A 25638-nucleotide genomic window follows, 5' to 3' on the forward strand; every position below is an offset into this window, starting at 1 on the left:
AAATATAACTGATAATTGAAGGAGGTAGAAAAGTAATGTCACATTGGGATGCTAAGGGATTCTGGATGCGGGATAACATTCATTGGCCGAGACCGGTACACCCGCTTTTTGTTTCGTATGGACTGATTCCTATCGAAGTTGGATCAGCTCGAGCTTATGAAGAATGGTCTATGCCCTCTCTAAAATATGCCTATCTTGTTCTCCATGGATATGTCTTTCAACGAATTGAGCCTATTGGGGGAGATGCTCCGCCGATTATGGAACGGTTTCCGCTTCTCTTTCATTTGTGGCGGATCAACCCGCTGCTTCGCAGCCGGGTCTTGGGTTTTGGACAGTTTATTAAGGAAAAAGGGTTTGAAAAGCACGCACATGATTGGAGAGAAGTATGGGAGCCAGAAGCTCAGAGGCGTCTTGAACCGATCCGCGGCTTTAATCGCGCCAACGCAAGTATGGAAGAAATAGCTAATCACCTGGAGCAATTATATGACTTTTTATGCTGGGCTTGGAATCCACATTGTAAAATTGTCATGCTGGGTATGTACATACGAGGGCGCTGGTTGGAAATATGCGAAAAACTTCTCAACCTGACGGAATATGAAGCCTTCGAATTGGTGCAAATTAATGATCCCGCAGTACTTAATACGATGAACCGTCTCTTAACCTTGGCCCGGCGTGCTGCTGCAGACCAGACGGTCAGCGAGATATTGTCTTTACCTAGTGAAAAAGCACTTCAGGGGCTATCTCATACTTGGTTTCAAAAAGAACTCGATCAATTCTTAGAAAGTGAAGGCGATCGACCGGCAGATAGTTTTGAATTCACACCCACGTGGAGAGAAATGCCGGAGATCGTGGTTGGGATTATTAAGGGGTTAATGGACTCAGATAACTCAATAACCGAAGATTCTGAATTTCAAGCATACCGGCAACAGCGGATTAAGGAACTTCGCAGCACTTTAAAGGGCAAGGAGCGGAAGGATTTTGACGCTTGGCTGGAATTAGCGGAAGAGGCTCAACCCTTAAGTGAAATTCATGATTACATTTTATTGACTGTTCCTCTTAGCCTTACCCGTTATGCTGCAATTGAAGCAGGACGAAGATTTGTTAAGCAGAATATTCTCGATAGTCCGGATGATATATTCTTTCTCTATCGCGAAGAGTTGCTCTCCGCCCTTAGGAAAAATTACGACCATGCCAGTCTAAACGGGTTGGTGGCTGAGAGAAAGGCTGAACATTGCAAAAATTTCTCATTAGTGCCTCCACAGACAATTGGAAAAATACCTATTGCCCCCCCTTTCCATGTATTTCCCCCAATTGCAGCGGAAGGAATGAAGATCTTTGTGAAACAATATTCCCTTCTAGAAGCGCAGCAGGGAGTTTCGCTGGAACTATCTCCGGAGGGAGAGTTACTTGGAATCCCAGGTTCTCCGGGAGTTGCCGAAGGGTCGGTGCGAATTATACATACTGCCGAAGAGTTCAGCTTGGTTCAAGATGGAGAGGTTTTAGTCTGCCCCTTTACTACTCCGACCTGGACAGTGCTATTTCCGAAGTTGGCGGCGCTAGTCACTGATTCGGGTGGCGCATTGTCCCACGCAGCGATTGTTTCTCGAGAGTATCGACTTCCTTCGATAGTTGGGACGATTAAGGCAACAAAAACATTACATAATGGACAACGTGTACGTGTGGACGGAACCGCTGGAAAGCTTCAAGTCTTAGATTAAGATTTATCTAAAGTGAAAAATAAATGGAGAATGAGGCAATGAAATATGTACGGTTACTTCAAGAGTTAAAAAGGGAAGACCTATCCTTAGCCGGCGGGAAAGGGGCTAATCTTGGTGAATTAGTTTTGGCAGGAATGAAAGTACCCCAAGGCTTTGTTTTAACCGTTGAAGGGTACCGGCATTGCATACCAAAGATTCGTTTACCGAAAATTAACGTCGAAGACTTACCTGCTTTAGAAGCTGTAACTTCTAAAATTCAGATGGAAATAGAAAATGTTTCCTTGCCTAGGGAAGTAACGCTGGAAGTTCTTGAAACTTATAGACGAATGGGCAGTCCGACAGTTGCAGTTCGCTCCTCGGCTACGGCAGAAGATTTGCCCGGTGCCAGTTTCGCCGGTCAACAGGAAACATATCTTAATATCCAAGGGGAAAGAGCCGTACTTGAGGCCATAAAAAAATGCTGGGCTTCACTTTGGTCTTCCCGAGCTGTGCAGTATCGTTTATTACAAGGATTCGGAGAGAGTGAAGCAGCTCTTGCTGTGGTCATTCAGGAAATGGCCCCGCATGAGGTCTCGGGAGTGGTCTTTACGGTTAACCCACTTACAAATAACTCAAGTGAGCTGATTATTAATGCCGTGCATGGTATTGGGGAATCTTTGGTTCAAGGTGAAATAATCCCTGATCAATGGATTGCCAGACGTCCTGATGGTGCAATTCTTAAGTTCGTGCCTGCTCCCAAGAAAGGACAATCGCCGTTCCCCTTGCGTACACAACGCCCTGCCCGAGGGTGTCTAACCTCACAACAGGTTCGGGAGGTGGTCTGCCTATGTCTCCAAATAGAAAAGCATTTCGATGGAGTACCTCAAGATATCGAGTGGAGCTATGGCTTGGGAGAGTTTTACCTGCTTCAAAGCAGGCCCATTACTACGCTTAAGGATTAATTTAGCTATAAATTGTTTAGTTATGATCAACGCACTTGTTTTTGGTGGAAGGAACGTAGAGGTATTGGAATATTGATGCTAAAAAATCAAAATATGGTAATGGAATTATTGTATTACAGTCGCTTTGAGTATAAACTGTGCGTAGATATATTCTTTTAGGTATAGATGTTTACCCCTGAGACGTGGAGTGTTTCCCTCTTTCTTGATAGAGGTGAAGATATAGCAAACGTGTTTGTAAAGTTTAGAACAATGACTTGGACGCGAGTGGGAAGTCGTGAGGGGAGGGGGATAACAAAGTCCGATAGCAGTATTTGATTTAAGTTGTATGGTTGTTGGCAAAAAGTTGTATAGTTTGTGGCAGAAGCTTGTATGCTTTCATTGGCGTAAATGTGTATGGTTTAGTTTAACATTCACAAATCGGATTGCATTATCAGCTTTCAGTGGTTCGAATAGGGAAAACATGGGTAATTAGCGATGAGAGCTTCTACTCACTTGAATCAACGTTCAAATTTGCAAGATTTCTTGTTGCCCTTAACCATGAAGAGACATTTGTTCTGGAGGTGTTAACTTGATAATCATCATCAGAGAATGTGAACTAAAAGATTATGCAGATATAGTTTTACTTAATAAAAATGAAATGGGTTATAACTACCCTGCAGAAGATACAAAGGGTCAACTAGAACGATTACTGTGTGATAAAAACCATAAATTATATGTAGCCGAAGTTTCTGATAAAGTAGTGGGATATATTCACGCAAACAATCACGATTTGCTATATACACCGCATCTGAAAAATATTATGGGTATTGCTGTTTCGTCAAATTTTAGAGGTAAAGGTATTGGAAAAATGCTCTTGAATGAAGTCGAGAACTGGGCACGTGATACAGGTGCTTGGGGTATACGATTAGTATCAGGAGCAACTAGAATGGGTTCACACGCATTTTATACGGCTTGTGGATATACTTGCAACAAAGAACAGAAAAACTTCAGTAAGATGTTATGAACATAGAACTTAAAGAGTATAAGACTTTAGAGACATTGGAATATAGAATACCAAGCTTTAAATGGAGTACTTGAATTAGCCATGGAATTTTTTCTGAACTTGACCATTGGTTAGAAGTTAAAGCCAAGACACCTGATTTATAGAGGAAGGTTAAGAATGAATATTCACATTGAAACTGAAAGACTTATATTAAGACAATTTACCATTGATGACGCAGAAGAAATACAATCTATCTGCACTCAACCTCATATATTAAAATGGATGCCTGATTGGGAAATATCTCTGGAAGAAAGAAAGAGATGGATAAGATGGGTGGAAGAGGAGTATTTAAGAGCAAGCAAAAATAGTGTCAGAATAATGCTTGCCGTTACTCTAAAATCAAATCAAAATCTTATAGGTATGGTCGGCATTGGAAATAAAGAGGAAGTCAATAACGAAATTGAAAAAGCATATTTTGTTTCTGAAAATTATAGTCATAAGGGATACATAGGTGAGGCTGTAAAGGCTATGGCAGAGTGGGTATTTAATAACTTAAACCTTGATTATCTAATCGCTATCGTAGAACCTGATAATATTTCTTCCCATAGAGTCGTTGAAAAGTGTGGTTTCACCAAACTAGCGACAAAAATGGTTATAAACTCTGGAGAGACCGAAGTAAAGCCGTTCTATTATTATCGATTGTTTAATACAGGGGCGGTTATGTAAAAGCAAACGAGGAATTATCAATGCTTTCAAAAGAAAAGGTTATTGAAGCTATGGCGAAATGCCTGAATGAGAAAGAAAGGGAGATTCTTTCTGCGAGATGGGGTCTTGAAAACGGTATTACTATAAGAATAGAAGAACTGAAAGAAATTTACGGAATAACTATAGATCAATTGAGAGATATCGAGAGAAAGATTATTCTGTTAATAGAATCGTCGATTCGAATAAATATGAATCTGTCTGTGTGTACCGTGGGTAGGCTACGATACTCTATCCTTGGAGAGATGATTGGAGAGATGAAATGAGGAAAATTGGTTATGCATTGAAAAAGAAGTTGGTTGTTGCGGTTACTTCCATGATTATTGGTTGCAGTATTTTCATAGGGTATGTTACATCCCATGCTCATGCCACACCACAGATGGCAATTAGAACATATTTGTTTCTGTCGGAGCACCCAATGAGTGCCTTGACCACAGGAATTGTTGAGAATCAGTTTCAGACTGAATTAGATAGAAATAGTCTAGAACTACAAAACGCAAAAATTTATTCGTTGACGAGACCACCTCTCGATGAATCAGGAAATCATTTAATTAACGTTAAAGTAACGAAAAAAGGTGCAAGCTATTATGCACAATATTATGGCGAAGCCTAATTCTCTTTTACCTAAATGAAAGTTTATTAGCAGGATTAATCTTTAACTGTTACATATGAATTGGAAAATCACATAGCTTTATATACAGATTTAACAAAAATATCGATGCTCCCTGTGTATGTTCTGGTTTCGGAATAATTTCACATCATATTTATTGATGGATTTTGGCAAAAGTCTTGGATTTTAAAAAACATAGTAAGGATGAGTCGGCTCTAAGATTTTGGACAACAAAAAGAGATTAGGATGCTCTTTTATGTTATTCTAAATTATTTCTAAACACTTACTTCCAATTTATCGTGTTTAGTATTTTATCCATCTGCCGTAATTGTTCCTCAGTAAACGAATCTGAATCTGTGAAAAAAGAAATTCTTAAAACATCGGAACTATCAGCTTTTAGCCAGTATTCTCGTCCGGAAATAGAATAAATATCCCCAAATGATGCAGTCCATTCGGTTAAAATGCCTTCCAATGGTCCTACAACGACTTTTCTACATGTGAAAGACTTAAAATCAAAGGTGCTGAGATTTTAACTTGTGACTAAGAAACTTTCGATATTATCTATTTTCCAGAGCTGTATATATCCCCTAAATAAGAGTTCTTTATCATCGAAGTACACACTATGTAGAAGTTGCCCCTTGTCATTAAAATGGCTTTCTATAACCGAAGTGGTTTGAGGAAATCCGACAGACAAACGATTGTTAAATGATTGTTCTATTATTCGTGAAGTTTGGCTGAAAACAGGAAGCCAGGGAATTGGACCAAAGACTTGAAGACAAATAGTAAGAATAAGGATTATGATTATATACTTTTTCACTGAACTCTTTCAGTTTTTTACCGTATTCTATTGAAGGGTTCAGTTTTCTAGACTTAATTTTTTTACCATTGATGCTATTGTTAATGAAAAAAGTAGTTCGCAGTACTCTTGTGTTGAACGGCATTCGTAGGATAATCCAATGAGAAGGAACTTTCTTCGAGAGATTAATGAGGGGAGGATATGGGAAAGGTATTTTTCTTAACAATGGTTACGCTCGTGTCAGTTGAAAAGGCAAGTCTCAATATAGTATTAGAAGAGATTAAAAATGTGCTAAAGCCATTTGGATTATTTTTTATGGGTGTATATGGTGGCGGCGATTCAGAAGGCATATGGCAGGATGACAAATATACTCCGCACCGATTTTTCTCATTTTATACCGATGAAACTATCCAAAAAGTCGTTTCAAATTACTTTCAGGTCATCAATTTTGAAAGAATTGAAACGGGAGAAAAGTATCATTTTCAATCTATAATTATGAGGAAAAAATGAAGTTGCGAAAATTATGATTCTGTGATTTGAGGTGGGAAAATGAGGAGATGGGTTGTTGGCACAATTTGTTCGATTACTATAATTCTTGTTTCTTTAGCGTCAATGATACAATTTTCAAACGGATGGACAATAGGGGATTATATTTTCAAGTTCCTAAATCAACCACCCTGGTCGAACGGTTCGTCAGGAATACATTATAGTGCAATAGATAGTCTGCTTTTATTACTTATAGGAGCCATCTGTTTAAGATTTTCGTTAGAGTCAGCACCTGAAAAATTAGCTAAAAGGCTTAATATCATGACTTTAATTTTGGTTTTATGTTGGTTGCCAATTACTTATGCAGGTGAACAAATAGTTATGAGATTTTCTACAGGGATTAACGCTATTGGATATGATAAAGGAATAAGCACATGTAATTTTAAGGTCGGTGATGATGGTAGAATAATAATTTCTGCCGAGATAAATTTAACTAACCATGGCAGGAGACCTGTAACATTTCATATGGAGATAAAACCGCCTAGTGCCAATGATGACTTAAAACGTTTCTTCGGGAATGGACTGGTTTTAAAAGATAATGATAACAAAATGGAAACATTTGAATTGAACCCAGGCGAGGCTCGTACATTTAAGATAGAAGCATATGCGAATAATTCAAGTGGGTTACATATGTCTGGGAGCATGGGTATCCCTGCATTAGTACTTTTTAATGAACAGGATGAAAAGACCTTTGCGAGATAACTTGACGGTGGCGCCGATGGTGAAGCGAGTAAGGTCTATAGGAACCAAAGAAAAAAGGAATTAAGCCCCTTGTGAAACATGATCAATTTCAACACAGATAGGTTGTGAAGAGATATGTATCCTGAGCATGAATAGCATTTTTTGGCTATCAGATGTTCGGAAATGCAGTACGAAAGAACAAAGAGCCTTCTTGCTTGAGATATAACTGAGGCAAAAAGATGCACATATCTAATAGAAGTTCATATTATAAAACATATGAGAGCTTGGGTATAAAAGTGGTAATTCAAATCGAGGTGATCAAATGAACCAAAAAACAAAACTAACCGGAACGGTTATATACCCAAATGATCCTGAGTACCAACAGGCCCGCATGAACTGGAACCCATTCACTAACTCATTTCCCATAGTATTTGTTTTTGCGCAGCAAAAAGAAGATGTGGCAAACGCCGTCAAATGGGCGCGTGAGAATAAAGTACCCATTCGGATGCGAAGTGGCAGGCATGCATTGGCAAAAGATTTTTCCCAGACAAATGGTGGAATCGTAATAGATACCAGTCAAATGAGAAATGTCATGCTGGATAAGACAAAGGGAATCGCCACGGTTCAAGCAGGAATACGTGTAGGTCCGCTTGTCAGGATGCTTGCACAGGAGGGAGTCTTGGCTCCTTTTGGAGACAGTTCCACTGTTGGTATAGGTGGGATAAGTACTGGCGGAGGAATTACGGCTATCCAGCGCACGGCCGGAGTGATTTCCGATAATATTCTGGCAGCCACTATAGTTGACGCCAATGGCGAAATTTTACACGTCAGCGAAAACGAAAACCCGGACTTGCTATGGGCCATTCGCGGAGGTGGAGGCGGCAACTTCGGTATCATAACCTCCTATACGTTTAAAATACGACCAGCTCCATTTCAAGTCGGGATATTCGAAATAATATGGCCGTGGGAGCAATTGGATAAAGTTATCGATATATGGCAAAGATGGTCTCCGTCCGTCGACGAAAGACTTGGTACCATATTGGAAGTATTTTCGAAAACGAATGGGTTGCTCCGCTCTCAGGGAATATTCCTAGGTCCCAAAGTAGAGCTAGAGAAATTGATAACAACTTTGACGGATGTCGGGTCTCCTTTAAAAGTGTTTATTGATGAGGTTACACTACTGGAAGCAATTGAATTCTGGGCTCCGAATGAACCGCTGTTCGACACTCAGAATACTACGTGGTCATCCGCCTGGGTGGAGCAAATCCTGCCCGCTGATGGAATTAAAGCAATCCAAAGTTTCCTGGAAAAAGCAAAAGGAAGTGAATCCAATTTCTTTTTCCTGAACTCCGGAGGTGCAATGAACCAGGTACCTTCCCATGATACAGCTTTTTTCTGGCGCAATACAAAATATTATGTGGAATGGGACGCCTCATGGACCGAAGAATCAGAAGCTCAAAAGAATATTGAGCTTGTTGAACAGACCCGAATACAACTGCAGCCCTATATAACCGGATCATACGTCAATGTACCTGATTTAAGCATAAAAAATTACGGTCAGGAATATTACGGCGATAATTTTGCCCGGCTAAAGAAAGTTAAAGCGCAATATGACCCGGAAAATATTTTCAACTTCGCACAGAGTATTCCACCGGCTCTAGTCTGTGATCACGGGAATAAAAATTAAGATATAGTTTCCTTAAAAGCTGCATGCCTTAGGTTTGCAGCTTTATTATTTTTTTCGAAGATTTATGCACAGAAAGAAGGTTTGAGAACTTACAAGAAAAATTAGTCACAAATCGCAATAGCAGTTATTGAAAAAGGCTGAATTTCATCTACAAACAATATATTTCTTTAACGTACGAGCACGTTGGCGTTACTTAAATGTATACAATGCATTCACATCAACGCACGTTGAGACTGTTACAAGTTTAAAACACTTACATAATGAAACCAGCTATTCGTGCGGTTTGTATTGCCTGGAAATGTTCTGAATTAAATCAAAAACAGGCGCAATATTTTCTACCTACGTTCGTGGGTACATTTTGCCTGTTTGATTTTACATAATATAGTAGTGTGTGTAATTAATTGTTGTCACAGTGTGACGGGAAATTATCATGCACCATGTGGAACAGGGGAAAAGGCGGAGATAAGATCGAAGCCTTGCCGATTGCTATTTTTGATAAGTATATAGTGTTTGGATTTTTGTGATTAACGAACTAGAACGTTTTTTGACTTACTGGTTTATTATTTTCGAATATTATCATTTGCAGAAGGAATATTTAGGAATTTGTTGAACTCTATCAAAATGAAGGCAATTTATGGTATCTTGAGTCCTAGTCGTAGGGTAATTGTCACAAAGATTATGTAGATAGGCTACATGAGTTGCCATTGTTGTAGTTTCAATAATATCCATAAAAATTGCCGATTACAATTCCTTGGCAAATAAGAATTCTAGGAATTTAGAACGGACTTTATCTCAAAATACTTATTATGTGAATGGAAATGTAAAGGGGTTAATTACTATTGATTATGATGTCGCAGTGGGAAACGAACAAGTACTAAACTTCTATAGAAGGTTTGGATTTCATCCAAGAGCTATTATACTTGAGCAACGATTGAATAATTGAAGCCTGTGGAAGTTGAAGGAAAATCCTGGGGGGGTCTTAAATGAAGAACAAAATACCCGCCATTTTTCTTAAAAAAATAATGCTACTATTCGCTGAAACCTTGGTCATTGTATCTCCCAGCTATTATGCCTTTAGCCTTCCTAACTCAGAAGGAGAAGGGATTATACTCATGCTTTTGTTCATAATTTGTCCTGTGCTTTCAATTTTCGTAGGGATATTAACATTTAAGTTGAGAATGAAGGTATGGAATAATGCCATAATAACAACCCTAGTATACTTGGGGCTATTTTCGAGCTTATACAATTACACTGCCTTTAGTTATATTCCCTTCTATTTAACCCTCTATTTTATTGCCTTAATGGTAACAAAACTACTTTCTAAGAATAACACTGTCAAGATATGAAGTTTGTGGAGAGTTAGCGTAAAATACTATGCTCTTTATGGAAAGACCGAATAGAGGTGAGGCTGAGGTGGGAAAAATGAAGGTTTTAATCTTGGAGGAACGGGTTTTGTTGGAAGAAACCTGATAGTGGAATTACTTGCGAATGGATACCAGGTATACGTAGTAACAAGGAATCCCTCTAAAACCACAAATACTTTAGAAAATAAGGTTAAGGTTATTGAATGGGACAATCATTCCCCTCTAACTTCTATGAATCAACTACCTGAAATTGACGTAGTAATTAACTTAGCGGGCGAGTCAATTGGCAATCGCCGATGGACTAGGTCGGTTAAGCAGGAAATATTAGAGAGTAGGATTAGAACTACTGAAGCCATTGTTACAGCCATAAATAATCGTGCCATTCAACCTAAAGTTTTAGTTAACGCTTCAGCAGTTGGTTATTATGGAGACCGCCAGGATGAGAAAATAACTGAGTCTGAAAAAGCAGGGGAGGACTTTTTAGCTCAAGTTTGCCGAGCTTGGGAAAACGAGGCTTGCAAGGTTCAAAGTAATTTAACTAGAGTGGTAACTCTACGGATTGGTGTAGTCATAGAGAGCGAAGGTGCTCTTAGCAGAATGGCAATGCCGTGAATGTAAAATCTAGGGGTATAAAGCATATTGGATAAATAAGCATTCTTAATTTGGAGGCTATTCCGTGATTACAAAAGGATTTAAGCTGGGGATGATGTTGCAGTTAGCAATAGGACCAGTATGTGTCTTTATATTCACCTTGGGAGGAAATAAGGGATTATTGACTGCTGAATTAGCTGCTTTAGGTGTTGCGATCATTGATGCACTTTACATATTGCTGGCGATATTTGGAATTGCATCATTTATTGATAAGGAAAGGGTAAAGCAGGTACTTAAACTCTTTGGTGCAATAATTGTTGCGTTATTCGGGTTACATATCATCGTTGGGACATTTGGATGGAAAGTTTTGCCCAATGTGAGCTTGTTCAACGGGATTAAAACAGAAAACTCGTTTGTTGAAGGAATGGTTTTGACTGCATCAAACCCTTTAACGATACTATTTTGGGCGGGAGTGTTTTCAACCAAGATAGCTGAAGAAAAACTTACAAGAGCTGATGTTTATCTCTTTGGCTTAGGCTCTGTATTATCAACGATATTCTTTTTGACAGTCATCGCGGTCTTCGGTAGCATTACACGGCAATTCTTACCCGTTTTAGTAATCTCAGCGATTAATTTTACCGTTGGGCTAGCATTAGTATATTTTGCTTTTAGAATGTTTTTCAAGAAGACTTAATAAGATTTTAATTTTATAGATTAACAGTTCCTATCGGTATATTGACAGTTATTTGGGAGGACGTAATTTTGCGGGAGAAGAAACATTGTGGGAAAATAACCAACCGTTTTGGTCAATGAACTATATTGGCCGAATTCTCCCAATGGAGTTAACGGCGATTTTTTAAAAATGGATATCCTTCCTTTACTAATAGCTTGACGGAGGAAAAAAGATGATTGTCATGTGTGTTTTAGCAGGGTTAATGTTCGTATTATCAATAATACTACTATCAGGTAGAGGAAGTTGGCTAATTGCTGGGTATAATACAATGAGTAAAGAAGAGCAAAATAAATGTGACAGGAAAAAGTTGACCCGAGCAGCAGGCACGTTGTTAATAATAACCTCGATTGCAATGTTAGCCTTAGGTTTTTCGCAAATTAATGTCGTCATCTTTTTAATTATTGTTTTTATTTCCGTAATCATAACAATTGAGTTAGTTTCATAATTCATACCCCTTGATATAAGCGGGCTTTTTACCCGTAAAAAAGGAGTACCTCCCCAAAATCTCGAAAGTGTAAGTGACCAAACAAACACCGAGAGGTTGAAAGGAGAACTCCCAATGTTTAGTATTCGCCAAGAACGTCTATTTTCCTTGGAAGAAATCTTAGAAATGTCACCGAAAGAATCGTATCCGCTTCTATTGGATCCGCTGAATATTACTCCTTTGTTGAGAGTGGTTTCAAAAAAGGCATTTTTGGGAGCTCCAACCACGCTTAACTATTCAGCCATGATCTATTCTTTATTCATTCGAGTGATCGAACGAATTCCTACGATCAAAGATTTACGAAAACGATTAAAAAACAGCTTGGAATTCCGTTTCGACTGCGGCTTTACGATGGCTGATGCAGTTCCTAGCGAGTCCTCTTATACTCGAATGATTCAAAAAATCAAGGGTTCTTCTGCTTTGGAAAAAATTCAAAATGAACTAGTCTCTCAGGCGTTTCAAGAAGGCTTCATCGATGGGGATGTTATAGCCATCGATGCTACTCATATTGAAGCGAGAGACCGTAAACCTGAGAAAAAGAAAGACGAAGAGGTTCCAGTCAAGCAAACCTCCAAAAAACGCGGACGAAAACCCAAATCGGAACGGGAGAAATGGCTCAAAGAACAACAGGAACTGGAAGAGAATCGACCCCTCTTTGAGAAGAAAATTGAAGCTCAACTTCCTCTTGATTTCAAGACGATCGAACAGCAAATCCCGCAAGATCCTCACTGGGGAATTAAGAAAAACTCCGAGGGCAAAAACGTCTTTTGGTTCGGGTTCAAAGGTCATCTTCTCGTGGACTGTAAAAGCCAATACATTTTAAAGTCCTTACTTTCCTCGGGAAATGTCAATGATGGCAAAATGGCGATTCCTCTACTCAAGGCTCTTCATGAACTTCACCCCCAGCTGAAGCCTTCCTATTCGCTTTTGGATGCTGGTTACGATTACAGCCCAATTTACCAACAAGCAAAAGCCATGGGGTCAAGGGCCCTGATTGATTACAATCCACGCAATGAACAACTACCCGAAGACAAGGACAAATACTTTTGCCCTAAGTGTCAAGAAGGTCATTCCTACCGATATGATAGCTATGATTCCCGATACGACACGTTGAAATATACTCAACCCAAGAAGTGCAAAGAGTGTCCTCTGAAAGAAAACAACCAGTGTCAAAAGGTATTCAAGGTTAAGGTTTCCTCAGACCCCAGAAAATACACCGTTCCAGCCAGAGGAAGTGGGCGCTACTTTGAACTCTATAAACAGAGAACAGCCGTAGAACGTGTTAATGCTTATCTCAAAGAGTACTTTCAGTTAAACAACATTCGACATCGAGGAAACGTAGCCAAAATCGACTTCGAGTTTTCTATCCTGACCTATACCCTCTGCAAATTAGCCGTAGACCGATTGAACAAGTTCAAACGTATAGCTGCAGCATAAATCTTCAAAAAATGTTACTAACGAAATTCTGAAGGTCTGAGCTTTAACAATTAAACATTATGAAATTGACTCAATTATCTACACAAATATATATTGCTTGAAATCTCATTCTGATAGAGAAGTAACTGATTTAAGAATTAATAAAGGGAAGCTTAAAGATCAAATTTTAGTTGTTATTATACCTATGATTACCGTAACTATATTAGTTGGAATGTTAATGTATTTAAGTAGTAAGCCTCCTGTTTATACTATTAGCAATGGCACCTTAGATATTTCTACAATATATGGTGAAAATGTAAATATTAAAGAAATTCAAAGTGTACAATTAAAGAATGAACTTCCTGTGATTATATCAAAGATTAATGGTCTTGACGGTTTTGGTTCTACCCGAAAAGGAGAGTTCTCTTCAGATATTGGTAACGTGACCTTATATATTGATACTACTAAACCACCATTTATTTATATAAAGACTCCATCTGAATTGATTATTTTAAATAATCAATCTAAATCAAAAACGGAAGCACTATTTAACGAGTTGAATTCGGATACTAAGAATGAAATCACAAACTAAAATTAACTTCCCGAATAAAAGACTTGGATACGGAAGTATATTTAGAACCCATAAAAGATGTGGGAGATAAGTGAGAGAGCATGGTACTAAAAGAGAACGCAAAAAGAGGGCAATGCTTGGATGCATTAACCCTGTTCAACACAAGTGTTTGAATGCCAACTAATCACGAATAATTCCGTAACTTTTTCCAATAAGTACCTCTTTACCCTGTTGATTTTTATAAACGGATTTCATTGCGACTTCTGTGAAACCCTCTTTTTTATCGGCTTTTATAATAGTTAGTTCACAAGCGATTGTGTCTCCCGAAAAGACTGGGCGAATGAACTCACTGACCATTTCTCTTGCGATATAGTTTAAGTCACCGCCGATTTTTGTCCCAACAGAAGCAGTAAGCAACCCCTGTGCCATAAGCCTACCTTGACTATCACGCTCAATATGGTGGTTTCCCTTATCTCCAGTAAGTTCTCCAAACTGTAAAATTTCTTGTTCTGTAAAAGTTTTTTGATAAGTAAAAACGTCTCCTACCTTTAAAATCATAAAATCCCCTCCCCTAAACAACTGTTTGTTATAATTATATAAAAATTCCGACTTATTTAATAGATCGTTTTGCCGTTTATGAAGCCACTTTGGGACTATGAGCAACAGAGGATGGCATCCGTTAAATCAAGACGTAAAGTGTACAGAGAGGAAAAAGCTATTGGCTAGTAGGTAAGAATATGTGAGGTTTTGAACGGCTAACAGCGAGAGAAAACCTTTCCTTCTAATATTTCTCTCTAATCTAGTCTTGACTTTTGTCTTGAATTTCTCTAAAATAATTAAGTAATTTAATAGCAAATGTAAACGACACACGTAGAGCATGGCTCGTAAATCTGATTACGGTACATACAAGATACGTGTGTCGTTTTTGACTGTAAAAGAGCAATATGTTATTCGATAATATAACGGCACACGTTAGGCAAGGATCGTATTTAAATTACGTACCTGCTAATGTGTGCCGTTTCTTTTGTTTTAGATTGGAAAGGAGCGATTTATGACATAAGCGGATTTATATTTCAATGACTATCGTTAAAAAAAGTATCAAATTACTCAATAGAAAGAGGTATTACTATGGTCTATGTATCTGCACGCAAGCCTGAAACGATTGTGTTCATTGCGGCCTTTTCTGCCTTTCTGGCAACATTCAACGAAACTTTTCTGAATGTCGCTTTCTCCCCAATCATGGACAATCTGGGAGTGGGGGTCTCCACAGTTCAATGGCTCGCGACCGCCTACATGCTGGGAGCCGCGGTCATGGTTCCTGTGTCCGCTTTCTTGTATCGAAGCGTGCCGACGAAGTGTCTGTATCTGATTAGTGTTGGTTTGCTCGTGGCAGGAAGTGTAATCGGCGCCCTTGCTGTAAACTTTCCCATGCTGCTTGTGGGACGCATCGTCCAAGCAATAGGCACCGGCATGTTGATCCCCATCGGGATGAATATAACTTTGGAAGTTGCTCAGAAACGCAAGCTTGGGACTTATATGGGTATCATGGGCGCCATGACAACCCTGGGACCTTCGTCAAGCGTCATCGTGGCCGGTGTCCTGCTTTCCTTCTTTAATTGGCATATGCTGTTCTGGGTGTTCACAGCGTTGTCCGCAATTTGCTTCATCTGCGGAGTTTGCCTGCTCAGCAATGTCGCCGAACTTACGCATCCCAAACTCGATCTCGCTTCTACCATTCAGGTCGGTTTTGCCCTGATCGGCATCCTTTATGGTGTATCCACAATCTTTTCCGGCAACATTCTGATTGCCCTGATTGCGATCGTTGTGGGTATCCTCTGCCTGATTGCATTCATTGCACGTCAGAATAAACTTTCCGAGCCGCTCATTAACCTCAGACCACTGTCGGTCAAGCCGTTTGCAATTGGCGTAATTATTAACATGATTTCGCTTGTGGTCATTTTCGCCATGAACATCGTTATACCGGTATTTATGCAGAGTGCGCTCGAAGCATCGGCTCTTGACTCTTCCCTCACGCTCTTCCCTGCAATTCTGCTCTCCTGTGTGGTCTCCCCGATTGCGGGAAGAGTATATGATAGGTACGGTGTAAAGGCTCTTTTGCCTCTGGGGTTTGTTCTAATTTGTGTCTGTACCTTTGCACTGGCCCTTGCCAAAAATACGGGATCCCCTGTACTTCTTGCTGCCCTCTATATTCCCGTCATCTGTGGTTCGGCTCTAATTATCGGTCCTGTGCAGAGCTTTGCGCTTTCGTTTCTTACTCCGGAACTCAATCCTCATGGTGTTACAGTGATGAGCACTGGCTTCCAGATCGCGGGATGCATCGGATCTTCACTCTTCTCCGGAGTATACTCTCTGTCTGCTGCACCCAGCAACGGATTCACGGCCGCAAGCTTGCTTGCGGCGGTATTCGCTCTTGGCGGATTCTTCCTAGCTTTGTATGTAAGACGGCTAGAAAAGAGAAAAATGGTAATGGCAGTAGTTACAAGGGATTAATGATTACGGTTTTTAAAGTACGCTTTCAGTTCCTTAGCCTTAGAACTGAGCATATCTATGAGAACCTATATTCCCTGAACGGTTATTATTTCTCCAGATCCGTTTAACACAGAAGAGATAGTTGTATGTAATCAATGAACCTTAAGAATATTCCTGTAAAAATTATGATATAATTTTATCCAGATTAACCAAAGGTTAGTTCATATACTGATTTTGTATAATCACCTGGATTCTGGTTATTCTTACGCCCGTATTAAAAACGGATTTCTTACTGTTAAGACTATGGTGGCATTGAGTATGGTGTTGAAGGGAGAAAAAGAAATGTTTATTTTCCCAGCAATTATTGACCCAACGTTTCCAATTATACTCTCACTCTTAGTACCTCTCGGAATACCTATCATCGTAGTTACTTTCGTTGTGTGGCATGTTAAAAAACTCAATAAAATCGAAAAAATACTTAATGATATTCAAGAAAAGTTAAATTAGACTTGCTCAAAGCACGTTGGATGGTATTCCTTTAAAAAGAATATCTAAAATGCAATTTTGATTAATGTAAGTATTAGCTCAAAGTGTATACTTTCGAAGGAGAAACTAACAATATTCAATTAGATAATGGCGTTATTATCACTTCTGGTAAACAGATAGTTGATGGTGGTCAAATACTATACGTAGGCAACAAATTAGACAATATTAAGTTTTATTCCAAGACTATTTATCTGGATAAACAAGGCGGTCAGAACACTATCTTATCTAATTGTGTATCAGATTATACAAGTTCCACGGGGATGTCCTTTCCTGATGAGTTATCACTAAACAGATATATTCAGGGTCATTTCTAATTTGGAGGAGATTCATCGAATAATGACGGGTGACCAAGCTTAACACAACAGAGAATGACGACTATCCCGTATACAGCGTGAGCTAAAGAATAAAATAAGTGAGTGCTTGCATTTTTGGCCTTAATCTTATTTTTATTTAACCCACTAAGGAGAGCAGGAATGATTGCCCCTGAAGTCACTCCAGTAAAGATGCCTTTCGCGATAAGATTCTCCTTACCCGATCGGGTTAATAACTCCGTCATGACTAAGCCCCCTCCGACGGAAAAACCCATGCTTATTATAACTCCGAGTAGTTTGCCTAAGGGTGTTTTGGCTTCTTTTCTATTAATATAAATTCTAGCCGCCATTTCATGTAGAGAAGTTATAACAACTCCTTTTATCAAAAAAATGTAATCCATTAAAGTGATTATGACACCACCGATTAAACCGGAAATAATACCGAGAATAATCCTATCACGAATTTTTGTCACTAATCCTATCCTCCTTGACTGTTCCTTATTCCGCCGCTGTAAGATCACTTTTCTTTAATTCTTCAGTTGTTTTTTCTGTTGGCTTGACCCGATCATTTACCGGTACCGCATCAAAAAGGGAATCGTGCCCCATTTTTGATGTGACAAAGGCAGTAGCTATACCAAATGCCGCATTAGAGACTAAATAGGACAAATTGCTAGACGCATCTTTAGGCTTTACTTTATTATTCGAAAGACCACTTAGTATCGCATTGATGACGGCTCCAAACGAAACACCGAAAAATAGACCTTTAGGCCAAAGCATATCTCTACCGTATTTAGTTAACATGCTAACGAGACCGAAAGCTCCAACCATGCCCAAACCTGTGCTCATCAAAAAGCCTAAAAGCTGACCTTGCCGACTTTCTGCTTCTTTCCGGGAAGAAACCCAAACTCCGGCAGCAGTAGTACGATACGAGCGTTGAGAGATTCCTATAAGTATTGATAAATTATCGATTAACGTCATTACTAGTGTTCCGATACCCCCAGCGAGAATACTAAGAGTAATACGATCCTTAATTTTTTTCACTTAGCAGAACCTCCTTTCATCATAGTATTTCACTAATGATAATTAAAAAGTAATGTAATTATTCCCATGTTTTAATCTATAAGGATTTAATGGATAGGATAGAAACCTACAACTTTCATGTTTCCTGCCTTATAAGTAATTTAATGAAGTATCCGCTACTACTAAAAACAGGTGAAAAAAATAATCCTACACCCAGTGGTTATCTGGGTTGTAGGACATGATAGCTCGGTATTAGATTGGCATATTTTCTATTTGCCTACAAGTTCACTAGTAAGCTCGGCCTGGATCTCAAGAATTTCTTTCTTGTGAGTAAGTACTAAATATTGAAGTCCAGTGACGATAATCAGTACCACTCCGGCTACATAAATGGATCGATATCCCGAACCGCTGGCCATGATCCCTAGGGCATAGGCGCCGATTGCCATACCGGCATCCATCGAATTAAAGAATAAGGAGTTTGCTATACCAACCCGGTGTGGTTCTACTGAACTGATAGTTTGAGTTTGTAAAATTGGCGTGACTGAGCCATAACCGATACCAATCAAAGCGCCGGCGATTAGGAATAAGTAACTTGCGTGGGATTGACTCAACAAGAACATTCCTATCGCGAAGATAACAAAGCAAGGATAAACAATAATTTTTGACCCCAATCGGTCTGACCAACGTCCAGTAAACGGGCGGGAAATCATAATTAATCCGGCGTAGATCAGGAAGAATGAACTAGCCAAAGACGCTAAACCTAAACCCTTCATGTATAGAGCTAAAAAGGCAGAAATACCCGAATAAGCACAGGCTAAAATAAATGTCGCTAAAGCAAAAGGGGCGGCTTTCTTATCAAACAAGTCATTCCATGAAAATTTACTTTTCTCTGAAAGTGTTTTTGTTGCGTCATCTGTGTCCGGAACTTTGATAATTACAGCCAGAACAATCGTCACCACAGATATAACCATACACGTAATAAAAGCACTGTTGTAAGCATTGATAGCGGCGAATTTCAGACCAATAAATGGACCAAATACCATCGCTAAGCTCATTGCTAGGGAAAAATAGCTTAATCCCTCTCCTCGCCGTGAAGCTGGAATGAGTTCTGCGCAAATGGTACCTTTTGCTGTAGTAATAACACCGAACGTCATCCCGTGAAAAACCCGCAGCAGAAGTAACGCCCAAATATTCTTTGCTACAAAGGGATAAAGCAACGTTCCTATGAAAAAGGCCACTGCGGAATAAACAAGGATTTGCTTTTGTGCGCCGTTACTCACCCATCGACCTGCAAAAGGCCGAATAATGATAGCTGCCCCCAAGAACAGTGTCACCAACAGTCCTACTTTGTCTGCGCCTGCATGGAGTGTACCCACCAAATATAAAGGGAGAGCGGTTAATAACACATAAAAAGCCAGGAAAATAAAAAAACTGAGAGTCGTTATACTTAAGTAATCCTTCGTCCATAATTTTTCTTTCATACTCAACTTTGCCTCCTCTATTAGTCACAACTTTTAAATTGTAACTCCAATCAGGTATGCGAAACAAATTGTATTCCGCATAATTTTAATGCATAATTGTAATATCACTTTTTCGCGGGGGAAATTAGATGGACTGGCATCAACTCAAATATTTTCAAATCCTAGCTAGCATCTGTAACTTTTCAAAAGCTGCAGAAGAATTAACTCTCTCACAATCTGCCCTAAGCCGAACAATCTCCCGGCTCGAGGAAGAAATCGGAGTTCCATTGTTTGAAAGAAAAAGTCGTGGTGTCGTTTTAAATCGCTACGGAGAACTTTTTCTTGAACATGTCAATCGGGCACTGGGGGAAATAGATGAGGCAAAGAAAAAAATCGACCATATGGTCGATCCCATGCATGGTACGCTTTCACTTGGCTTTATTCAACCGCTCGGATCAAGTTTTATCCCGGAATTAATCGGTAAGTTTCAAAATGAAGCACCCGGAATTCAATTTCATTTAACTCAAGATACCTCCAATCAAATACTGAATCAGCTGGAATCAGCTAAAGTTGACGTGGCCTTCTGCACACTACAGCAACCGTTTAAAGACTTTAGCTCGTTACATATAATGACGCTGGAGCTATACTTAATAGTTGCTAAAGATCACAGGCTGGCAAACGTTGAGCAGATTGATTTGAGCGAATTGGCAAATGATCCCTTTGTTCTTTATAAACCTCAAACTGCACTTCGTGATATCGTTGAGAAACTGTGCAATAATGCCGGTTTCCAGCCCAAAATGTCGTTCGAGGCCTTTGATGAAAGAACAGTAGCCGGGCTTGTCGGTGCTAAATTTGGCGTTGCTCTGATTCCGCTCTTTCCGGGGATTGATCTGAAAAAGGTTTCACTCATTGGAGTGCGTAATCCAAGATGTACTCTTAGCATTCACATGATCTGGAGATCTCAGGGGTATTCGTCACCTGCGCTAACTCGATTTAAGTCCTTTATCAAAGATTCGTCAAAATGATCCAATTGAGGTTGAGCACGTTATTTAATTGAGATTTTATAAATAGGGATGGGTAATAAAAATGAGTATTGATAGTATTATTTTTGATTTAGATGGCACTCTTTGGAATTCAATAGAAGGAATTTGTGAGGCCTGGAAAACAGTATTAGCAAACTATCCAAACATAACAAAGGTTATAACTCCTGAAGATATGGAGGGATGCATGGGGCTACCAATGGATGAAATAAGCAAAAAATTATTTCCGGACTTAGATAAGGATTTTCAAAGTAAATTATTGGAAGAGTTCTGTGAAGTGGAACAATTACATCTTGGTGAACATGGTGGAGTTTTATTTCCAAAATTGGAAGAGACACTTAAAAAGTTATCAGAAAACTACAGGTTATTCATAGTTAGTAATTGTCAGGATGGCTACATACAATGTTTCTTTAAGGCGCATAATTTAAGTAAATATTTCACTGACTTTGAGTGCTGGGGTGTGACAGGACTATCAAAAGGGGAAAACAATAAAATCATAATGAAAAGAAATAAGCTTAAAAAGCCAATTTATGTTGGAGATACAAATGGAGATGCAGAGTCAGCAAAAGTTGCAGAAATTCCATTTGTATATGCAAGATACGGCTTTGGTAACGTTGAAGAATATGATTATGCTATCGATCGTTTTGAAGAATTATTAACTTTATTCTAATCCTACAACCTTGAGATACTTTAGAGAATGGGAGTCTTCTCTGCAAAAAGTAAATGACATGCCGGTCGGGATTGAGGCGAGACTTCGATCGGCATGTCTGACGAAATAGAAACAAAAAATATTTAATGTTATTCAAGAAAAGTTAAAATAGCCCAAATGGGGGTTATACATGCAATCGTTCGATTTCGTGGTAACCTGTTAATCTTGGGCTTTGCACATTTTATAAGCCTTCATTCTGTTATTTATTCAAAACAGGTGGAGGCTTATCTTTATTTTGGAATCACTCACAGCTTTAGATCTCTACCAATACAATATTAAAGAATCTAAGACTGGGGGGAGTGACATTGAATGCAGTCGAGGTACATAACATCAGCATGAAATATCAATCCCTGAACGGGGAAATTACGGCTCTTAAAAACATTGGATTTTCGGTTCAGGATGGGGAATTTGTGAGCATTGTCGGTCCCAGCGGGTGTGGAAAATCAACACTCTTATCGATAATATCCGGCTTGCTCTCTCCTAGCTCAGGAACAGTGTGGCTAAATGGAGAAAAGGTCACGGGGACCTCGAGAAAAATTGGTTATATGCTGCAAAAGGATCATCTTTTCAATTGGCGAACCATTTGGCAAAATGTCATGCTTGGGTTGGAAATCCGCAAGGCTGTGACCCAAGAGGCTAAAGAGCGAGCCCGGATTCTTCTTAAAACCTACGGGCTCTATGAATTCAAAAACAGATACCCAGATCAGCTTTCCGGCGGGATGAGGCAGCGGGCGGCGCTGATCAGAACTCTAGTAACGGATCCGCAGATTCTGCTCCTGGATGAAGCGTTTTCCGCCCTGGATTATCAGACTCGGCTCGCCGTCAATGATGATATCTATTCCATTATCAAAAAGGAAAATAGAACCGCTATTTTGGTTACCCATGATATTTCAGAAAGTATCAGTATGGCCGATCGGATTATTGTTCTTTCCAAAAGACCTGGAATGGTTAAGAACATCCATGAGATTAAGTTAAGCTGCAGCAGCCGGACTCCTTTAACTTGCAGGGAAGCCCCTGAATTTCGGCACTATTTTCAGGAGATATGGAAGGAGCTGGATGTTCATGTTTAAAGATGATGAAGAGAACATTCCTGCCATTTCCCAAGCCTTAACCATTTCGTTGGAACATCAGGAATACTTACGTAGGGTGAGGTTTGGTAAAATCTCAGTTCGCATGACTCAGGTTATCCTCTTAGTTTTAGCCCTTGTCCTATGGGAAATTATGGCGGATGCTAAAATTATTGATCCCTTTATTACCAGCCAACCTTCAAGGATTATAAAAACAATTGTCCAGTTATATAAGGAGGGAGTGCTTTTTTATCATATCGGTATTACCTGTCTGGAAACTATCGTCGGTTTTACTTTAGGCACACTCCTGGGGACATTCCTGGCTGTCATACTGTGGTGGTCAAAATTTATATCCGAAGTGGCTGAACCGTATCTGGTTATCTTCAACAGTTTACCTAAGATCGCTCTTGGGCCCGTGTTTCTCGTCTGGATCGGAGCGGGTCCGGCAGCCATTATTGTCATGACTCTGGCGATTTCTCTTATTGTTACAATTTTAGAGGTTCTCAACGGGTTTTGGGGGATTGATCAAGAAAAGATCAAACTGGTTCAAACCTTTGGCGGGAACAAATTTCAGGTTCTGACAAAAGTAGTGCTCCCAGCTTCCTTCCCCACCATAATTAATGCTTTAAAGATTAACGTCGGTTTGTCTTGGGTTGGAGTAATCGTGGGAGAGTTCCTGGTTTCCAAAGCCGGGTTAGGTTACCTTATCATTTACGGAGGACAGGTTTTCAGGTTAGACCTGGTTATGACCAGTGTAATAATTCTTGGAGTAGCTGCCGCTATCATGTATCAGGGGGTGGTTTATCTTGAAAGATTGCTTGTAAAAAATAATGATCTCAAATATTAGAGCAGCTGTTTCCAAAGAATGATGTTTTCACCATCTGCTGGTGCTGCTGAAGCGGCATGTAAAGGTACTATGAAACTTAATATTGTACATAAGTTTCTATAATAAAAGGGGGAGGAGCCATTATGAAACGATTAATTATAATATTTAGTGTCTTACTTTTGGGACTTTCTATAGTGATCTCCGGCTGTGGCACTCAAAACGGGCTAACAAAGGTCAAACTTTCTGAGGTGACTCATTCTGTTTTTTATGCCCCCCAGTATGTTGCTATGACTCAGGGCTTTTTTAAGGAAGAAGGGTTGGATATCGAACTGTCAAACGGTCAGGGAGCGGATAAGGTTATGACTGGGGTTCTATCTGGGGAAGAGGACATCGGTTTTGCCGGACCTGAGGCTAGTGTGTATGTCTATAATGAAGGCAAAGAAGATAATAGTGTTGTGTTTGCTCAACTTACCAATGGAGATGGGACGTTCCTGATGGGCAGAAAGCCTGATCCCGGTTTCAAATGGAGTGATCTGAAAGGAAAAACCATTATAGGCGGACGCAAGGGCGGAATGCCGGCTATTGTTCTCCAGTATGTTTTGGGTAAAAACGGTCTTACCCCAGGTCGAGATGTTAACATTGACACAACGATACAATTTGCGGCAATGCCAGGGGCCTTTCTGGGAGGCAAAGGGGATTATGTAATTATTTTTGAGCCCACGGCATCCGTCATGGAGAAAGAAGGCAAATCCTTTATTGTAGCTTCTTTAGGCAAGGAGAGCGGCGAAGTTCCGTATACAGCCTATTTTTCCAGGAAGAGTTATATTGAGAAAAATCCAAATGTCATTCAAAAATTCACAAACGCCATCTATAAGGGTCAGATCTGGGTTGAAAAACATTCTCCCGAAGAGATCGCCAAGGCTATCAAGCCCCAATTCCCGGATGAGAATGAGGAGATTTTGACCAGTTCTATTAAACGCTATAAAGAACAGAACACTTATAAGAAAAATCCTGTTCTTCAGGAAAAGGATTTTTACCTCCTGCAGCAGATTATTAAGGATGCTGGAGAACTTAAACAGATTGCTCCTTATGAAAAAGTGGTCAACACAAAATTCGCCGAGACTGCAATCAAGGCTATAAAATAAGTTCTTTCCAGCAGGGATGAATTAATTTCTTGAAAGCATACGTTTCATTAAGATTCGGATATGTTTCAGATCTAATATTTAAATATAAATGGTTCAGCATTAATTCGCTGAGCCATTTATATTGATTGCAGAAAAGATGCCGTCAGTGACGAGTCGATGGGCTGTGGAAAAGTGAACCGTACTAGGAAATTAGTAGGCATGAACTGCGCAAATGGGTTAAAATAAGGAGAAGTAAAACTTAATAAAATGAATGAAATATCTTAATAGAGGTGAGTGATTTTATTGACAAAATCAGATTCGAATTGCAACGAAAACAGTCAATTCACACGGTCTACCATTTTTTATTATACCGGAACCGGCAATTCCTTGTGGTTAGCACGAACTCTTGCAGGCAAGATAGGCAATGCCGAGCTTATCTCCATGGTAGATTGGGATATACAAAAACAAACGATCCATTCATCTGCAATAGGTTTGATTTTTCCAGTACATATTTGGGGCGTACCCCGACGGGTTTTATCCTTTCTGGATAAGTTGAAGACTATTTCACCTGACTATATTTTTGCTATTGCTAATAATGCCGGTCAAGTCTCTAATACGTTGGTACAGCTAAAAAAGGTAATGGAATCAAAGGATTTAACATTATCCAGCGGCTGGTCAATTATCATGCCTTCTAATTACATACCCTGGGGAGGTCCTGGTTCACTGGATAAACAAAATGAGCGCTTTCAAGCAGCTCAATTAAAGTTATCCTTAATTGCCGAGAAGGTTCAGAGCAGAGTCAAAATGCCGGTTGAAAAAGGTCCTTTGTGGCAAAGAGTTGTGTTTACTGGTTTATACAAAGTAACCTTTCCATACGTTCATAAAATGGACGTAAAATTCTGGGTCGACAACCACTGCAATCAATGTTCTATTTGCCTTAATATTTGCCCGACTCATAATATTGATATTCGTAACGGTAAACTAACTTGGCATAATCATTGTGAACAGTGTTTAGCATGTATACAGTGGTGCCCAAAAGAATCGTTGCAGTATGGGAAAAAGACACCTGCTTATCCAAGGTATCATAACCCAGAAGTTAAGTTAAAAGATTTAATGAACAATAAATCCATCTCGTCTTTGGAGAGGGGTTAATTTAACTAAAA

At 39.5% G+C, this 25638-nt stretch carries 27 protein-coding genes; 23 read left to right on the forward strand and 4 right to left on the reverse strand.

Annotated elements, in window-relative coordinates:
• The first annotated feature begins 35 nt into the window (after positions 1-35).
• From DESACI_RS10035 to DESACI_RS10105, 15 genes are all read left to right on the forward strand, one after another.
• A complete protein-coding gene (locus DESACI_RS10035; protein WP_014827081.1) occupies positions 36-1718 on the forward strand; it encodes a PEP-utilizing enzyme in 1683 nt (560 codons plus the stop codon).
• A 38-nt stretch (positions 1719-1756) separates the two neighbouring features.
• On the forward strand, positions 1757-2659 hold the full coding sequence (locus DESACI_RS10040) for a PEP/pyruvate-binding domain-containing protein (RefSeq protein ID WP_014827082.1): 903 nt from the start codon (positions 1757-1759) through the stop codon (positions 2657-2659).
• Between the two features lie 568 nt (positions 2660-3227).
• Positions 3228-3662 carry a GNAT family N-acetyltransferase gene (locus DESACI_RS10045; protein ID WP_014827083.1) on the forward strand — a complete coding sequence of 145 codons (435 nt, stop codon included), beginning with the start codon at positions 3228-3230 and terminating at the stop codon, positions 3660-3662.
• Between the two features lie 156 nt (positions 3663-3818).
• A complete protein-coding gene (locus DESACI_RS10050; RefSeq protein ID WP_014827084.1) occupies positions 3819-4367 on the forward strand; it encodes a GNAT family N-acetyltransferase in 549 nt (182 codons plus the stop codon).
• A 20-nt stretch (positions 4368-4387) separates the two neighbouring features.
• Positions 4388-4669, forward strand: coding sequence for a hypothetical protein (locus tag DESACI_RS10055; protein ID WP_041276038.1), 282 nt, complete (start codon positions 4388-4390; stop codon positions 4667-4669).
• Positions 4666-5016 carry a hypothetical protein gene (locus tag DESACI_RS10060; protein WP_014827085.1) on the forward strand — a complete coding sequence of 117 codons (351 nt, stop codon included), beginning with the start codon at positions 4666-4668 and terminating at the stop codon, positions 5014-5016. Before DESACI_RS10055 ends, DESACI_RS10060 begins: the two co-directional genes overlap by 4 nt.
• Positions 5017-6010: 994 nt before the next feature.
• The gene (locus DESACI_RS10065) at positions 6011-6319 is read left to right on the forward strand and encodes a hypothetical protein (protein ID WP_049804058.1); all 309 of its coding nucleotides are present in this window, start codon (positions 6011-6013) and stop codon (positions 6317-6319) included.
• A gap of 39 nt (positions 6320-6358) precedes the next feature.
• Positions 6359-7057 carry a hypothetical protein gene (locus DESACI_RS10070; RefSeq protein WP_014827086.1) on the forward strand — a complete coding sequence of 233 codons (699 nt, stop codon included), beginning with the start codon at positions 6359-6361 and terminating at the stop codon, positions 7055-7057.
• 301 nt (positions 7058-7358) lie between these two features.
• The gene (locus DESACI_RS10075) at positions 7359-8723 is read left to right on the forward strand and encodes an FAD-binding oxidoreductase (protein WP_014827087.1); all 1365 of its coding nucleotides are present in this window, start codon (positions 7359-7361) and stop codon (positions 8721-8723) included.
• A 1472-nt stretch (positions 8724-10195) separates the two neighbouring features.
• On the forward strand, positions 10196-10699 hold the full coding sequence (locus DESACI_RS10085) for an NAD-dependent epimerase/dehydratase family protein (protein ID WP_014827089.1): 504 nt from the start codon (positions 10196-10198) through the stop codon (positions 10697-10699).
• Positions 10700-10763: 64 nt separating this feature from the next.
• The gene (locus DESACI_RS10090; RefSeq protein WP_014827090.1) at positions 10764-11372 is read left to right on the forward strand and encodes a LysE family translocator; all 609 of its coding nucleotides are present in this window, start codon (positions 10764-10766) and stop codon (positions 11370-11372) included.
• Positions 11373-11457: 85 nt separating this feature from the next.
• Positions 11458-11538, forward strand: coding sequence for a hypothetical protein (locus tag DESACI_RS25170; RefSeq protein WP_242833183.1), 81 nt, complete (start codon positions 11458-11460; stop codon positions 11536-11538).
• A gap of 45 nt (positions 11539-11583) precedes the next feature.
• Positions 11584-11856, forward strand: a complete 273-nt coding sequence (locus tag DESACI_RS10095; protein ID WP_014827091.1) for a DUF3784 domain-containing protein — start codon at positions 11584-11586, stop codon at positions 11854-11856.
• Between the two features lie 114 nt (positions 11857-11970).
• A complete protein-coding gene (locus DESACI_RS10100) occupies positions 11971-13332 on the forward strand; it encodes an IS1182 family transposase (RefSeq protein WP_014825334.1) in 1362 nt (453 codons plus the stop codon).
• 97 nt (positions 13333-13429) lie between these two features.
• Positions 13430-13903 (forward strand): hypothetical protein, encoded by a 474-nt coding sequence (locus tag DESACI_RS10105; RefSeq protein WP_041276039.1) that lies wholly within the window; start codon positions 13430-13432, stop codon positions 13901-13903.
• A 159-nt stretch (positions 13904-14062) separates the two neighbouring features.
• On the opposite strand, the gene DESACI_RS10110 is transcribed toward DESACI_RS10105, so the two are convergent.
• Positions 14063-14440 carry a hotdog family protein gene (locus DESACI_RS10110; RefSeq protein WP_014827092.1) on the reverse strand — a complete coding sequence of 126 codons (378 nt, stop codon included), beginning with the start codon at positions 14438-14440 and terminating at the stop codon, positions 14063-14065.
• 570 nt (positions 14441-15010) lie between these two features.
• On the opposite strand from DESACI_RS10110, the gene DESACI_RS10115 reads away from it, so the two are divergent.
• Both DESACI_RS10115 and DESACI_RS10120 read left to right on the forward strand, forming a co-directional pair.
• Positions 15011-16393 (forward strand): MFS transporter, encoded by a 1383-nt coding sequence (locus DESACI_RS10115; protein WP_014827093.1) that lies wholly within the window; start codon positions 15011-15013, stop codon positions 16391-16393.
• A 297-nt stretch (positions 16394-16690) separates the two neighbouring features.
• Positions 16691-16879 (forward strand): hypothetical protein, encoded by a 189-nt coding sequence (locus DESACI_RS10120; RefSeq protein WP_014827094.1) that lies wholly within the window; start codon positions 16691-16693, stop codon positions 16877-16879.
• 349 nt (positions 16880-17228) lie between these two features.
• Here the strand turns inward: DESACI_RS10120 and DESACI_RS10125 are convergent, their stop codons facing one another.
• From DESACI_RS10125 to DESACI_RS10135, 3 genes are all read right to left on the reverse strand, one after another.
• Positions 17229-17702 carry a hypothetical protein gene (locus tag DESACI_RS10125; protein WP_014827096.1) on the reverse strand — a complete coding sequence of 158 codons (474 nt, stop codon included), beginning with the start codon at positions 17700-17702 and terminating at the stop codon, positions 17229-17231.
• Between the two features lie 25 nt (positions 17703-17727).
• The gene (locus DESACI_RS10130; protein ID WP_014827097.1) at positions 17728-18270 is read right to left on the reverse strand and encodes a hypothetical protein; all 543 of its coding nucleotides are present in this window, start codon (positions 18268-18270) and stop codon (positions 17728-17730) included.
• A gap of 248 nt (positions 18271-18518) precedes the next feature.
• Positions 18519-19730: an MFS transporter gene (locus DESACI_RS10135; protein WP_014827098.1), complete on the reverse strand. Its 1212-nt coding sequence runs from the start codon at positions 19728-19730 to the stop codon at positions 18519-18521.
• A gap of 128 nt (positions 19731-19858) precedes the next feature.
• Here DESACI_RS10135 and DESACI_RS10140 point away from each other — a divergent pair, with 128 nt between their 5' ends.
• From DESACI_RS10140 to DESACI_RS10165, 6 genes are all read left to right on the forward strand, one after another.
• Entirely contained in the window at positions 19859-20734 is an 876-nt protein-coding gene (locus tag DESACI_RS10140) for a LysR family transcriptional regulator (RefSeq protein WP_014827099.1), read from the forward strand.
• 61 nt (positions 20735-20795) lie between these two features.
• Positions 20796-21419 (forward strand): HAD family hydrolase, encoded by a 624-nt coding sequence (locus DESACI_RS10145; RefSeq protein WP_014827100.1) that lies wholly within the window; start codon positions 20796-20798, stop codon positions 21417-21419.
• Between the two features lie 374 nt (positions 21420-21793).
• Positions 21794-22528 (forward strand): ABC transporter ATP-binding protein, encoded by a 735-nt coding sequence (locus DESACI_RS10150; protein ID WP_041276421.1) that lies wholly within the window; start codon positions 21794-21796, stop codon positions 22526-22528.
• The gene (locus DESACI_RS10155) at positions 22521-23372 is read left to right on the forward strand and encodes an ABC transporter permease (protein ID WP_014827102.1); all 852 of its coding nucleotides are present in this window, start codon (positions 22521-22523) and stop codon (positions 23370-23372) included. The genes DESACI_RS10150 and DESACI_RS10155 overlap by 8 nt, the downstream gene beginning before the upstream one ends.
• A gap of 122 nt (positions 23373-23494) precedes the next feature.
• Entirely contained in the window at positions 23495-24496 is a 1002-nt protein-coding gene (locus tag DESACI_RS10160; protein WP_014827103.1) for an ABC transporter substrate-binding protein, read from the forward strand.
• 273 nt (positions 24497-24769) lie between these two features.
• Positions 24770-25627, forward strand: coding sequence for an EFR1 family ferrodoxin (locus DESACI_RS10165; protein WP_427846745.1), 858 nt, complete (start codon positions 24770-24772; stop codon positions 25625-25627).
• Positions 25628-25638: the final 11 nt, after the last annotated feature.

Origin of the sequence: Desulfosporosinus acidiphilus SJ4 (genome assembly GCF_000255115.2) — a bacterium.
Classification (GTDB): Bacteria; Bacillota; Desulfitobacteriia; order Desulfitobacteriales; family Desulfitobacteriaceae; genus Desulfosporosinus; species Desulfosporosinus acidiphilus.